The sequence below is a fragment of the Bradyrhizobium sp. SZCCHNS3016 genome (genome assembly GCF_032484535.1).
GTDB lineage: Bacteria > Pseudomonadota > Alphaproteobacteria > Rhizobiales > Xanthobacteraceae > Bradyrhizobium.
In genome coordinates this window covers 313,072-325,603 of the sequence record NZ_JAUETE010000006.1, presented here as the reverse complement: position 1 = coordinate 325,603, position 12,532 = coordinate 313,072, and the positions used below count along the sequence as shown (strand labels likewise).

Below are 12,532 nucleotides of genomic sequence, written 5' to 3'. Positions count from 1 at the left end.
CTGGTTGCCAGCGTGACCGACAGCCTGGGCAGCACCGGCAGCAGCGCAGCGGTGGTCGATACGCTCGACAATATCGCGCCGACGGTGACGATCACCAGCGCACCGGAACCGGGTAATGCCGGGGCACAGACGATCTCGGGCTTGGTCGCGTCGGGAGGCACTGCAACCGTAACTGGCCAGACTGTCACCCTGACGGATAATGGAAGCTCGCTGGGTACGGCAATCGTGCAGTCAAACGGAAGTTTCTCGACGTCGGTGACGTTGCCTAGTCAGGCCGACAACGCGATCTTGGCGAGCGTGACCGACAGTTACGGAAATACAAACAATAGCTACCTCGTAACGACGGGCAGTGGTCAAATAGCGGTCAACGCTCAGCAAGGCACCGGTACGACCAACACTCTCGGTTTCACCGGTAATATTGACGATCAGAATCTGTGGTTCTTGCAGTCGGGCAATAATCTCGTGATCGACATCGTCGGTACAAGCACGAGCGCCACTGTCAACAACTGGTTCTCGATCGACAGTCCGGGTCAGCTTCAGGAAATTGTGGCCGGAGGTTTGAAAATCGACAGCCAAGTATTTCAGCTTGTGCAGGCCATGGCGACCTATTCCTCCAATCACCTCGGGTTCAATCCAGCATCATCGGGGACGAGCATGCCGAACGACAGTAACCTTCAATCAGCAATCAGTGCAGCATGGCACACCTGAGAAGATTGCAGAGCCGGCGCAACGAGCCAGACCGGATGAACTTGCACGTGTCAATCTTGTGCGCATCGCTTGATTGTATCTGGAGGAGATTGTCGGTACCGCGAGACGGACGGCAGTAGGCCTTACGGCGGGTACGGCGCTTGCGCACCACGAGCCCTTCCTCCCGGTAGAGCCGGTGGATCCGATTGATCCCGGACGGCTCGCCCTCCCGCCGCAGCAGGATGAACAGCCGCCGATAACCGAAGCGCCGCCGCTCGCTGGCGAGCTCACGCAAGCGCCCCCGAAGCTCGGGGTCAGGTGGCCGACGGGACCGGTAGCGGACCATCGTCTGGTCCGCTCCGACAATCGAACAGGCCCGCCGTTCCGACAGGCCCAGCTTGGCCTGCAGATGCGCCGCCGCAGCGCGCTTGGCGGCAGGCCCTACCATTTTTTTGAGAGCAGTTCCCGCAGTGCGGCCGCATCGAGCATCTGTTCTGCCAGCAGCTTCTTCAGCTTGGCATTCTCGTCCTCGAGAGCCGTTTCGCCTTGACCTTGCCCCTGGGGCTTAATCCAGTTTGAAGTTCGTTCTGGCCCCAACGAGGACCAGAGCATGAAGCGCAGCCGCTTTACGGAAGAGCAGATCATCGGGATTTTGAAGGAGCACGAGGCTGGCGTTCCGGTCGCCGATCTGTGCCGCAAGCATGGCGTGAGCGACGCCAGCATTTACAAGTGGAAGGCCAAGTTCGGCGGCATGGACGTCTCGGAGGCCAAGCGGCTGAAGACGCTGGAGGGCGAGAACACGCGGCTCAAGCGGCTGCTGGCGGACGCCATGCTGGACAATGCAGCGCTGAAGGATCTTTTGGGAAAGAAGTGGTAACGCCCGCTGCGAAGCGGAAAGCTGTCGCACATCTCATGGGCGTTCACGGGATGAGCGAACGGCGGGCGTGTAAAGCCATCGGATGTTGTCGCATGACGGTCAGATATCAGACGAGCCGGGCCGACGATGCGGGGCTGCGGCAGCGCATGAGGGCGATCGCCCATGAGCGTCGCCGCTTCGGCTATCGTCGCCTGCACGTCCTGCTCAAGCGGGAGGGCTACCTGGTCAATCACAAGAAGCTGTTCCGGCTGTACCGGGAGGAACGGCTCAAGGTGCGCCGCAGAGGTGGCCGCAAGCGGGCCCTCGGCACACGAGCGCCGATGACGGCGCCGCTGCTCCCGAATGATCGCTGGTCGCTCGACTTTGTGTCGGATCAGATGACCGATGGCCGGCGCTTCCGCGTCCTGACCGTGGTCGACGACTGCACCCGCGAGTGCCTTGCGCTGGTGGCCGACACCTCACTCTCGGGCGCCCGGGTTGCTCGGGAGCTGGACCGGCTGGTCGCCGAGCGCGGCAAGCCCGGGATGGTGGTGAGCGACAACGGCAGCGAGCTCACCAGCAATGCCATCCTGACATGGACCGATCAAAGCCGTGTCGCCTGGCACTACATCGCGCCGGGCAAGCCCATGCAGAACGCCTTCATCGAGAGCTTCAACGGCCGCCTGCGGGATGAACTGCTGAATGAGACGCTGTTCACCTCGCTCGCCCAGGCCCGCGTCGCGCTCCGATGCTGGCAGGCCGACTATAACGACGCTCGACCGCACTCCCAGCTCGGATGGAAGACGCCATCCGAGTTCGCCGCCACCTGCAATCCGCGTCGGGATCTGGCGCTGCGCTATGCCGAGAGCTCCGCGCCAGCTCCCGCCGCTACGACCGCCCAGATGGGCACATCAAACCGCCCGAACGAACTCAGATCTGGATAAAACTTGGGGGCAAGGTCACGCATTTGCGCGAGCAGCCGGATGGCCTGACGATATCAAAAGGGACTCCGGCTACACGAACGACGGCGAGGAACCTTCCGGGTCTGATGCGTCGCGTAACAGCGGCTACGACGACAAGCTCATGCACCGCTATTGGCACTATAAGGACATCCCATTCTCGCCCGACGGCACGCCGACCAAGGGTAGTCCGGAGCCGAATGCCGAGACGCAAATCCTTGCATTCAGGAGTGTTCTGGCGTCACCGACCGCTTCGGACGACCCGAAGTCCTACGATCTGGTCTGGCTGCTGCATTTAGTTGGCGATGTACACCAGCCCCTGCACGCGAGCTCCCGGTTCACCGCTGATCTGCCAGACGGAGACCGAGGCGGAAACTTGGTGAAGCTATGTGAGAGGCCATGCAGGAACGAGCTGCATGCGCTATGGGACAATGCGCTAGGCACGGGTACCAGCACGCGCGCGGCCATCAACGCTGCTCGCAATATCAATGATGCGCCAGAGGCGAGCGGTACCAATCAGGATGTCCATAGTTGGATCCAGGATAGCTTCGAGGTGGCCAGGTCCTCTGTTTACAGGAAGCCTGTAGGAGAGAGCGGAGGACCCTTCACGCTCACGGATACTTACAAAAGGGCGACGAAGAGGATCGCGCAAGAATGCGCGGCTATCGCGGGGGCGCGATTGGCGAAGCTTATCAATGATAGCTTGCAGTGACACGCAGAAGAGCCCGGCGCCCTCAGAGCAAGACGGCCGCGGGAGCCCCCTTTGTGGCGGCGGAGCTGGGCGCGGGACCGGCACTCGTCCGAAGCGTTCCGTCTTTCTTAGGCGGCCCTTGCGAAGTAGGTTGTGCACCAGGATCGTTACGATTGCACATCACGCGTGTCGATGCGCGCCGCGGCCCGCCCACGACGGAACCGGGTGCGGGCTCCGGGCGGATATGCCCGTGCGAGCCGGTTGTGCTCGATCCGATGCTGCATCATGTCTCTGCGGGTTTGACGCTCATCCTGGCTCAGGACGAGGTCTGAACGCGGCATGGTTGAGCACAGCAGAAGAAAGCCGCCTTCGACGTCCTCCGGGTACACCGTGAGCGCGCCGGAGCGATCGACGTCGCCCGCCAGAAGGCGCGCTGCGCAGGCGATGCACCAGCCTTGCTCGCAGATGTAGGGACTGTCGATTCCGGCATCGATCATGGCATAGAGGAGATACTCGTCGGCCGTCGCGTCGAAGCTGAAAATGCCATTCGGCCGCTCGAGCCGGACGCGAAATGGCTTGGCGCCGCCTGCATTGGTCTTGGCTGGGAGCTCCGTCATCGTTCACCACCGGCTGTCGGGCAGCGCGATTTCGCCGATGCGGCCGGTCGCGTAACAATGCGCCGCCTCGATGATGCGTATGGCAATCGCCAGCTCGCTCTCATCGCGTGGCGCGTAGATGATCAGGCTCTGCGGCGGCACGGCGCCCGCCATGTAGCGCGCGAAGGGATGCACCGTTCCCCAGCCCTTCGCCGCAATCTTCTGCGCCCATTCCGGCCGCAGGGTCAGATGCAGCGATGCGTCGGGGCGCACGATCAGCCACACCGGGGCGAACACGAAAGCCTCCGGCTGGCCCATCGCGTGCGCGTCGTCGAGCGCGAAGGCGTGGCCGGCGGCATTCAGCGGCGCGGGCGCCTCGTCGACGCCCGCCAGGGTACGCGCGTAGGAGCCAAGCTGCGTGGCGAAATTGGCGGGCGCGCCGTCGTCGAGATGGTGGCATGGCCAGGTCCGCGCCAATCGCGGGCCGTCGCCGCGACGCGCCGCGAGGCGGCGCAATCCAGGGGCCATCGCCCAGACCGGAGGAATCCGGCGCAACCTTGGCCTAGCCGAAACTGTCATAATGAACCTGCGTGATCGGAACGTCGGCGCTGCGTAGCAGCGACTTGACTGCGTTCACCATGACCGGAGGTCCGGCGACGTAGAACTCGGCCGCGGCGGGCTCGGCGATCGTCGATGTGATGGCGTCGGTGACGAAGCCTGACGCATGCGGCCAACCCCCCGGCGCGATTTCGACCACGGGCAGATAGCGGGCCTGGGGAATCCATGCGACTGCCGACGCCAGCATGTCACCGGCGGCGAGATCGGCCGGAGCGCGCGCGCCGTACAGGACATCCACGGGCGCTTTAAAATCGAGACGCGCGGCGGCCGCCTCGCGCAGCATAGCCAGGATTGGGGCGAGGCCGGTACCGCCTGCCACGAACACCTTGCGACCCGGCTGGCGCCGCAGGGTGCAGACGCCGAACGGCGCCTCGACGGTGAGGCGTGCGCCGGGCGCAAGTGCCGCGAGCGCGTTGCTGCCTCTGCCGCCATCATAGCGCTTGGCAATGAACTGCAGGAGTCTGCTACCGGGCAGGTTGCTCATCGAGTAGCAGCGCCGCATGTCCTGGCCGAGATGCAGGATCGCATATTGGCCGGGCCGGAAGGCGATCGGCTCTAAAGTCTCGAAGCTGAACTGGCGAATCTCCGGCGCGAGATCCTCGACATCCAATAGGATTGCCTGTTGCTCGATGCATCGCGGCGCCGGCGCGGACCATTCGCCAGGGCCGCGCGCGATGGTGACGTCGGAGATCGCGCGCGACTGGCAGGCAAGAATGCGGTTGCGCCCCGCGTCGCGCGGGTTGACGGCCGGCGCGCCCGGAAACATCAGATCGACCTGGCCGTGGACGAGCGTCACCTTGCACGCCCCACAACTACCCCAGCCGCATTCGTAAGGCAGCACGACGCCCCCGCGTCGCGCTGCCTGCAGGATGGTGTCATGGTCGGCGACGTCGACAGCGACACCGTCGGGCTCGATGCGGAGTTGCCGGGTCATGATTGCCATCCTTTCCGGCTTGGCGGTCGGCGCCGCACGCCGACCGCGCCTACCAACTACAAGCCGCACTCCGCAACCTGCCGGGCCTGGGCGGTCATGGTGCGCGCGAGGATCGCCTGCGCACCGTCGGCCCCTGGCGCGATGGACAGCGCCTCGCTGAGCCCGCGCGCGGCGCGCTCGCCGAGCGGCAGCCACTTGGCAATCCACTCCCGCAGCAGATCCGCATGCGCCGGGAGCTTGCCGGTGGCGTAGCCGACCAGGGCCTTGGTGGTCTCGACCGCATAGGCTTCGTCGTAGTTGCGGAAGTCGTCGTGCAGCAGCGCCAGCAGATCATCGTCGTTCGCGCGCGCCAGCTCGACGATTTCACGATTGAAGATGTGATCGAAGATCGGCCGCAGCACCAGATTGCGGGAGACGAAGGCCTCGCCCCAGTCATAGGCGATCAGCTGCTTCTCGATCAGCTCGCGCAGACCCTGCCAGTGCGGTGCCTGCGTCCAGATCGCCCGCGCGATGTTGCTGTCGGCGAGCTCCGGTCGGCCGGCATCGAGCGCGACCGCCTTGGCCAAATAGGCTTGGCGCTGTACCCGGCGCATCTCGTTACCCATCTGGAAGTAGAAGGTGTTGGTGACGAAGGCCGACGGCGCCATCTGCGCGACATAGGCCGCGCTCATCTGCATCGCATGTCCGGGGAAACGCACCGGCAGATAGGCCTGGCCGAGGAAGTCGAGCCATGCCGCCGGCAGCTTGCGATAGCTGTCCTGGCGTTCGAACTCGTCGATCAGATTGTCGCAGTAGACCTCGCGGTCCTTCTGATCGCCAACATAGCGCCGATAGGTGTAGGTGAGGGGATCGCGATAGCCCTCCCAATCATCGAGGTTGAACCTCGAGCCCTCGCGGTTCCGGACGTAGAACTGGTTGACCGGCCAATTCTCCGACAATTCGAACGGCGCCGGCGCGCGGCGGAAATGACTGTGGAATTTGTAGGTGACGGCCTCGTATTCCGAAGGCAGCCGGCGCTCGGTCCACAGGCTCCATGTCTTCTTTGGCTTGCGCGCAGCCGGCTTTGCGGTCATTGCGGTCATGACGTGTCCTCCCGGGATTTATGCTGTGTGGATGGTCCAGACCCACGCGTCGTCCATCGATTCCAGCCGGCCGCCGAACGACACCAGGCTCGGTTCGATCTCGGCCAGCCGGAATGGCCGCCCCAGCGCCGCCTGCATGCTCTTCTGCGTCAGACGGAAGCTCCGGTCGGCTTGGATGCGGACGTAGCCGCCGCGGTCCTCGACGACGATCTCGACGTCCGGATTGTCCTGCTCGCTCGCCGCGATGACGGCGTCGATGATGTCCTCGTCGACGCCGCGGATGACGGGCCCGACCAGTTTCGGTGCTGCTGTCGTGGTCATGAGCTTTGTCCTATGCGTCCTGTTCGGTCTTATGGCGCAGGCGGCGCAGCCGGCCATCATGCGGCACGCCGACGAGAATGGCTTCGCCATCCCTCTTCACCTCATAGCGGAAGAGGCGGCAGTCGCGCGGGTTGAGGCCGCGGCCGTCATCCATGCTGAATTCCCACTCATGGGCCGAGCAGGTGATGGTGCCGGCTTCGAAATCGACCTTACCGTCGGCCAGCAGGATTTCCTGATGCGGGCACATGCCCTGGAAGCAGCGCAGCTCGCCGCCCGGCAGATGCACCACGATTACCTCCTCGCCGTCGACCTCGACACCGAGGAAGTCGCCTTCCCAGAGGTCGTCCAGGGTGGCGACCTGGCGCCACGTCAAGCCGGCATCGTCAGACATAGGCCACCTCGATCCAATCCATCGGCTGGATGCCGGATTGCGCGACCGTCATCGACGAGGGCAACTCGCGGCCGTTGTAATAGACGCATTTCGGCGCGCTCTTCTCGGCGACACGCAGTCCGACCGCGTGCTGTGCGACCTTGTCGGCCACGATGCTCATGTCGTCACCGTCGTCGACCGGGATGAGCAGGACGACGAAGTCACCCCGGAAATTGGCTTGGAGCGGGAACAGGGCCACGCTTGCCTCCCATATTGGTTGTTTGTCTTGATTGGTTGCTTGTCTGGGATTGTGTCGGTCAGCTGCGTCGCTCGTGAGCGGCGCCTTTGGCCATGCCGGCCGCGGGTGGCGCCCGGGTCACTCCGCCGCGAGGCGGGATGCGCCGTTCCAGGCGTAGGCCTGGGCGTCGTTGCCGGCGACGTCGGGTGTGATGCCCATGTATTGCAGCGCGCCTTCCAGCGTCGGCGGCTGGATGTGGCCGGCGAGGAAGCGGTCGACAATCGAGAGATGGGTGCCGTAGCGCTCGGGCTGGCTCTTCCACACCCACTCGCAGATCTCGCAGCAGAAGTTCAGCTTGCGGCCGTTATGCGTGGTGATGCTCGGCGCCTTGCCGATGCTCGGGCTGCAGATCGGGATGTGGCAGCAGTTGCAGACGATCGGCAAGGTCGCCGGATAGGTCTTCTCGATTTGGCCGGTACGGACGTTGTCGCCGATCACGTCCCACAGCTTGCCGAAGCGGTCGTTCCAGCCGGGATATTTCTGTTCCAGCCAGTCCCGCTCGGCGGCCGACACGCCGGCGTCCGGATTCCACCACACGGTCGGCCGCCAGAACCAGACGCCCATGTGATAGGCGTGATGGATCCAGTCGAGCTCCGGCAGGAAGTGCTCCTCCCAGTACCATGGCACGTTCATGCCGAGGTCCTTGAACTGGTCCATGAACTGCCGGCAAATCCAGTCCTGCATGAATTCCTTGAATGACATTGTCCGGCTTTCCAGCGGCGTGTAGTAGTCCATGGAGATGCCGGTGAGCAGCGCGAACAGCTTCCACGATCGCCAGAACATCTGATCGACCATCTTCTGCGCCTCGGCCTTCCTGCCGTTGTTGATCATGATCTTCAGCGTCGGCTCGCCCTGCTGCGAATGCCGCGCCTCGTCGGTCTGGATCGAGGAGATCAGCGCGCCGAACTCGATGTCGCCGACGTGCAGCGCGTCCGAGGCCATGCCGAGGAATTGCAGGTTGGTGAAGCCGGTCTCGAAGGTGAAGGTCAGCTGGATCGCCGTCGACACCGCGTCGTTGGCGGTGAACATGTCGTCGAACAGGCTGCGCGCCGCGATCACGCCCCATTCGTTGGTGTGCATCGCCTTGTGCGCCCAGTCGAACTGCGGGTCCTTCGCCAGCAGGCAATAAGGGAAGTAGATCTGCGCCTGGCCGTGGCGGCATTCATCGAGGGTGCCGAACGCGGCCATGTTGCGCCAGGCGGCGGCACGGCCGAATCGCGCCATGCGTGCCTCGCCGATTGAGGCGAAATATTCCGGAACCGGAATCGCCCCGTAATGCGCCTTGATCGCCGACTTCCAGCCGGCGTCGAGATTGTCATACAAATTGGAGCGCGCGATCGTCGAGCGGATCGAATAGATGCCGTCGTCCTTGCCGGCCTGGTTGTGAACGTATTCGCGATAGGTCAGCTTGTACGGCTCGTCCCAGCCCCACCATTGCTCGCCATGGATGCCGAAGCTCTTGGAGAGCTCCTCGGGAAAGACCTCGTCCTCGCTGACATAGGAGAAGACCCAGTTCATGTCGCGGGCTGTGTCGTAATAGTCCCGCCGCTGCAGCTTCGGCATGCGTTGCTCCTCCCGAGCTTGATGGTCGCGTTCGTTCTTCTTCGTTGCGGCCGCTGCGCCGCCCTTGAACGGGCGATCCTTGTGCGGCTGCTGTCGGGCGTACGATCTGTTGCCTTAGGACTGATCGGTCGTCGCTCGATGTTATGTGCTCCAGTGTAGGACGCGTCCTTTGGTTTTTCTTTAGGTCGTCCCGAGCAGCGATCGGCGGCGCGCAAGCTGCGATTCAAGTGCAGGCGACCGCAGCGATGCTGCGGCATCACTCACGAGATGATGCGATGCGGAATGATGGATCGGTGGCGCCGAATCGACGCGTCGACCTGCTCGAGCGAGCAGCTCGGGGCGCGTCATAAGCCGGTTGTGTGGAGGAGAGGAGCAGGCCAGCGCTGCCTTTGGACTCAGCGGCTGCCGCCGACGACGCGCAACGTCAGTCCATCGAGCGCGTCGGTGATCGTGATCTGGCACGCCAGGCGGCTCTCCGGCCGCACGTCCGTGGCCTCGAACTCGAGGACGTCGGCCTCGATCTCACCCGCTGGGCCGATATGGTCGAGCCAGGCGACGTCGACGTGGCAATGGCAGGTGGCGCAGATGCAGGAGCCGCCGCATTCGCCGATGATGCCGTCGACACCGTTGCGCTTCGCCGCGTGCATGGCGCTTTCGTCGCGCTCGGCATCCACCGTCCGCACGGTGCCATCGGGCTCGATGAAGGTGATACTGGGCATGAGCGTTCGCGTCCCTAATTGAACTGCCGGCCGCCGTCGACGATCAGGGTCTGGCCGGTGATGAAGGCGGCGGCGGGCGAAGCGAAGAACAGCGCGCCGCCGACCATGTCGTCGACATCGGCTGCACGTTTCAGCGCGCCGCGCGAGACGCCGTATTCGGCGGCGTTCTCCATCAGGCCGAGGCTGGCCTCGGTGAGTGTGAAGCCGGGCGCGATGACGTTGACGGTGATCCTGTCGTCGCCGAGCTCGCGCGCCAGCGCGCGGGTCATCGCGATCACAGCCCCTTTCGACGACACGTAGTGCAGCCACATCGGCGAGCCGCTCATCACGGTCGCCGAGGAGACATTGACGATGGCGCCGCCGCCTGCCCGTCGCATCAAGGGGGCGGCCGCCTTGCTCATCATCCACACGCCCTTGACGTTGACGCGCATGACTCGGTCCCACTCGGCTTCGGGGATCGCCTCGAAGCCGCGGCGCTCCAGCCCGGCATAGATCGCGGCATTGTTGACGAGAACGTCGACGCCGCCCATGCGCGCGGCGGCGAATCGAGCCAGCGCTGCGGTCGAATGCTCGCTCGTGACGTCGACCTCGGCGGCATGCGCCTTGCCGCCGGCGTCGCGGATCAGCTGCGCGGTGTCCTCGACCCCGCCAAGACGGATGTCGGCGGTCACGACCTCCGCGCCTGCGGCGGCGAAGGCCAGGGCGAAACCGCGGCCGAGCCCGCCGGCCGCGCCGGTGACGATCACGCGCTTGCCATGCAGCTGGATCGTGCTCATGCGGACACCTCGATATGCAGCAGGTCGGTCATGTAGGCGGAGGCCATGCCCTCGGCCATCAGAGCCTGGGCCATGCTGGTGCCGGCGTCGGTCAGCATCGACGGCAGCACGAAGCTCTCGAGCATCGCCAGCGTCTCCTTCGGCTGTGTATCGAACCAGCCGCCGATCGTGGCGACGCCGTGGCCGGTGAAGCGCCACAGCTTGTCGGCATCCTTCATCAGCGCATCCTCCCGCGAGATCGCGGCCTTGCGGGTGTCATGACCGTCGATGATGGCAAGGATGGTCTCGACCTGAAGGCCGGGGATCGCCAGCCGCCCGAACGCTTCAGCCGCAATCTTCACGCCTTCGATCTCGTGGGCGCGCTGCAATTCGGGATACTTCGGATTGGGACCAACGGCAGCGGCGAGCTGCTCCGGCGGGAACTTCTTCCAGCCGACGTCGTGCATGAGGATCGCGGGCAGCACCACGGAGGCGTCCGCCTCGGGATGGATCCGCAGCAGCGCCTGGCCCAGCCGATAGGAAATCAGGGTGTGCTCGTCGTTCGAGCGCACGTCGAGCCAGGGCCGCGCGGCGAGCCAGATCGGCAGATCCTGGTCGCGCAGAAAATGCGTCATCGCAGCTCCGCGTCGTAGGTGAGATAAATGGTCTTGTATTCGAGATACTCCTCGACGCCGTAGCGGCCCTTCTCGCGGCCGATGCCGCTTTGTTTGACGCCGCCGAACGGCGCGCGCTGGCTGGAGCGCTGGATGTCGTTGACCCAGATCGAGCCGGCTTCGAGGCGTTCGGCCAATGTGAGTCCGGTCGCGAGATCGCGCGAGAACAGGAAGGCGGCGAGGCCATAGACTGTCGCATTTGCCAGCCGCAGCGCCTCCTTGCGATCGTCGAAGGGAGCGACACCGAGCACCGGCCCGAAGGTTTCCTCGGTCATCACGAGAGAGGCCGGATCGGCATCGGCGATGACCGTGGGTGGCAGGAACCAGCCCTTGTCGTAGAGCCCGCCCGTCAGCCTTGCGCCGCCGGTCAGCAGCCTCGCGCCGCGAGAGCGCGCATCGGCAATCTGCCGCTCGCTGTTGCGATAGATCTTCTCGTTGACGAGGGGGCCGAGCGCGCAGGTCGAGGTCAGGCCGTTGCCGACGTCGAGCTGCAGAACCTTGTCGGTGAGTGCATCGAGGAATCTCGCATAGGCGGCCCGCTCGACATAGACGCGATTGACGCGGTAGCAGAACTGCCCGGAATTGGCGAAGGCGTGACGCGCGATCGCAGCCGCCGCGGCGCCGACATCGGCGTCGGCGCAGACGATGGCTGGACATTGGCCACCGAGCTCGAGCGTGACGCGCTTCATCGTCCCTGCGGCCGCCGCGGCAATCGCCTTGCCGGCCCGCGTGCCGCCGGTGAAGGCGATCTTGCGCGGCGCCGGATGCTCGATCATCTGCATGCCGATGTCGGGGCCGCGGCCGGTCACGACGTTGAAGCAGCCGTCGGGATAACCCGCCGTCTTGAACAGCTCGGCGAGCCGCAAAGTCGACAGCGGCGTATCCTCGGCGGGCTTTGCGACGACCGTGCAGCCGGCCATCAGCGCCGCGCCGAGCTTGAAGCAGAGCAGGGTCACCGGATAGTTGAACGGCGTGATCGCGATGACCACGCCGACCGGCTCTCGGGTGACGATGATCTTCTCGCCGGCGACACCCGTCAGCGGCATCTCCGCGTGCAGCCCCAGGCCTTCCTCGGCATAAACCTCGAGCAATTCGGCCGAGCGGTGGATTTCGGTGATGGCGCCCGCCAGCGGACGGCCGAGCTCGCGGGTCAAGAGACGGCCGAGCTGCTCGGCGTTCTCGCGCATTAGCCGCGCGGCGGCCTTCTGCAGGCGTGCGCGCTCCGCGACCGGGGTTGCCTTCCAGGCCTGGAATGCCGTCTCCGCCGAGCGGATCGCGGCATCGACGTCGGCACGACCGGCATTGGGAACGCTGTCGATGGCCTCGCCAATGGCGGGATCGAGCACGTCGAAGGTCGCGCCGCTCAGGGCTGCAACCCAGCGGCCATCGATGAACATGTCCATGGCCGC

Annotated in this window: 15 protein-coding genes and 1 pseudogene; 3 read left to right on the top strand and 13 right to left on the bottom strand. The window is 64.8% G+C overall.

Annotated features, from left to right (window positions below):
* Positions 1 to 708: hypothetical protein (locus QW881_RS14885; RefSeq protein WP_315759746.1), on the top strand; the 708-nt coding region annotated here is incomplete at its 5' end.
* Positions 709 to 826: 118 nt separating this feature from the next.
* Here the strand turns inward: QW881_RS14885 and QW881_RS14880 are convergent.
* Positions 827 to 1,224, bottom strand: a pseudogene (locus QW881_RS14880) (IS3 family transposase); the annotation flags it as partial.
* Between the two features lie 73 nt (positions 1,225 to 1,297).
* Here QW881_RS14880 and QW881_RS14875 point away from each other — a divergent pair.
* Together QW881_RS14875 and QW881_RS14870 are read left to right on the top strand one after the other, a co-directional pair.
* Positions 1,298 to 2,487 (top strand): IS3 family transposase gene (locus QW881_RS14875; protein ID WP_316158513.1). Its coding sequence is split into 2 segments (ribosomal slippage): positions 1,298 to 1,547 and positions 1,547 to 2,487, totalling 1,191 coding nucleotides; the frame shifts between segments, so codons are not numbered across the junction.
* Complete coding sequence (locus tag QW881_RS14870) at positions 2,402 to 3,214, top strand: S1/P1 nuclease (RefSeq protein ID WP_316158512.1); 813 nt, start codon at positions 2,402 to 2,404, stop codon at positions 3,212 to 3,214. The genes QW881_RS14875 and QW881_RS14870 overlap by 86 nt, the downstream gene beginning before the upstream one ends.
* A 146-nt stretch (positions 3,215 to 3,360) precedes the next feature.
* On the opposite strand, the gene QW881_RS14865 is transcribed toward QW881_RS14870, so the two are convergent.
* The 12 genes from QW881_RS14865 to QW881_RS14810 all read right to left on the bottom strand — a co-directional run bounded on the left by QW881_RS14865 (position 3,361) and on the right by QW881_RS14810 (position 12,526).
* Entirely contained in the window at positions 3,361 to 3,810 is a 450-nt protein-coding gene (locus QW881_RS14865) for a 2Fe-2S iron-sulfur cluster binding domain-containing protein (RefSeq protein ID WP_315759616.1), read from the bottom strand.
* A 3-nt stretch (positions 3,811 to 3,813) separates the two neighbouring features.
* Positions 3,814 to 4,305, bottom strand: a complete 492-nt coding sequence (locus QW881_RS14860) for a hypothetical protein (RefSeq protein WP_315759617.1) — start codon at positions 4,303 to 4,305, stop codon at positions 3,814 to 3,816.
* Positions 4,306 to 4,351: 46 nt separating this feature from the next.
* Positions 4,352 to 5,341: a 2Fe-2S iron-sulfur cluster binding domain-containing protein gene (locus QW881_RS14855; RefSeq protein ID WP_315759618.1), complete on the bottom strand. Its 990-nt coding sequence runs from the start codon at positions 5,339 to 5,341 to the stop codon at positions 4,352 to 4,354.
* A gap of 56 nt (positions 5,342 to 5,397) precedes the next feature.
* Positions 5,398 to 6,423: a toluene hydroxylase gene (locus QW881_RS14850; protein WP_315759619.1), complete on the bottom strand. Its 1,026-nt coding sequence runs from the start codon at positions 6,421 to 6,423 to the stop codon at positions 5,398 to 5,400.
* A gap of 18 nt (positions 6,424 to 6,441) precedes the next feature.
* Positions 6,442 to 6,744: an MmoB/DmpM family protein gene (locus QW881_RS14845; protein ID WP_315759620.1), complete on the bottom strand. Its 303-nt coding sequence runs from the start codon at positions 6,742 to 6,744 to the stop codon at positions 6,442 to 6,444.
* A 10-nt stretch (positions 6,745 to 6,754) separates the two neighbouring features.
* Positions 6,755 to 7,135 (bottom strand): Rieske 2Fe-2S domain-containing protein, encoded by a 381-nt coding sequence (locus QW881_RS14840; protein WP_315759621.1) that lies wholly within the window; start codon positions 7,133 to 7,135, stop codon positions 6,755 to 6,757.
* The gene (locus QW881_RS14835; protein ID WP_009030997.1) at positions 7,128 to 7,373 is read right to left on the bottom strand and encodes a toluene-4-monooxygenase system B family protein; all 246 of its coding nucleotides are present in this window, start codon (positions 7,371 to 7,373) and stop codon (positions 7,128 to 7,130) included. Before QW881_RS14835 ends, QW881_RS14840 begins: the two co-directional genes overlap by 8 nt.
* Positions 7,374 to 7,490: 117 nt before the next feature.
* Entirely contained in the window at positions 7,491 to 8,975 is a 1,485-nt protein-coding gene (locus tag QW881_RS14830) for an aromatic/alkene/methane monooxygenase hydroxylase/oxygenase subunit alpha (protein WP_315759622.1), read from the bottom strand.
* A gap of 395 nt (positions 8,976 to 9,370) precedes the next feature.
* Positions 9,371 to 9,694 carry a 2Fe-2S iron-sulfur cluster-binding protein gene (locus tag QW881_RS14825; protein WP_315759623.1) on the bottom strand — a complete coding sequence of 108 codons (324 nt, stop codon included), beginning with the start codon at positions 9,692 to 9,694 and terminating at the stop codon, positions 9,371 to 9,373.
* Between the two features lie 14 nt (positions 9,695 to 9,708).
* Positions 9,709 to 10,470: an SDR family NAD(P)-dependent oxidoreductase gene (locus QW881_RS14820; protein WP_316158511.1), complete on the bottom strand. Its 762-nt coding sequence runs from the start codon at positions 10,468 to 10,470 to the stop codon at positions 9,709 to 9,711.
* The gene (locus QW881_RS14815; RefSeq protein WP_315759625.1) at positions 10,467 to 11,084 is read right to left on the bottom strand and encodes an HD domain-containing protein; all 618 of its coding nucleotides are present in this window, start codon (positions 11,082 to 11,084) and stop codon (positions 10,467 to 10,469) included. Before QW881_RS14815 ends, QW881_RS14820 begins: the two co-directional genes overlap by 4 nt.
* Complete coding sequence (locus QW881_RS14810; protein ID WP_315759626.1) at positions 11,081 to 12,526, bottom strand: aldehyde dehydrogenase family protein; 1,446 nt, start codon at positions 12,524 to 12,526, stop codon at positions 11,081 to 11,083. The genes QW881_RS14815 and QW881_RS14810 overlap by 4 nt, the downstream gene beginning before the upstream one ends.
* Between the last annotated feature and the right edge of the window lie 6 nt (positions 12,527 to 12,532).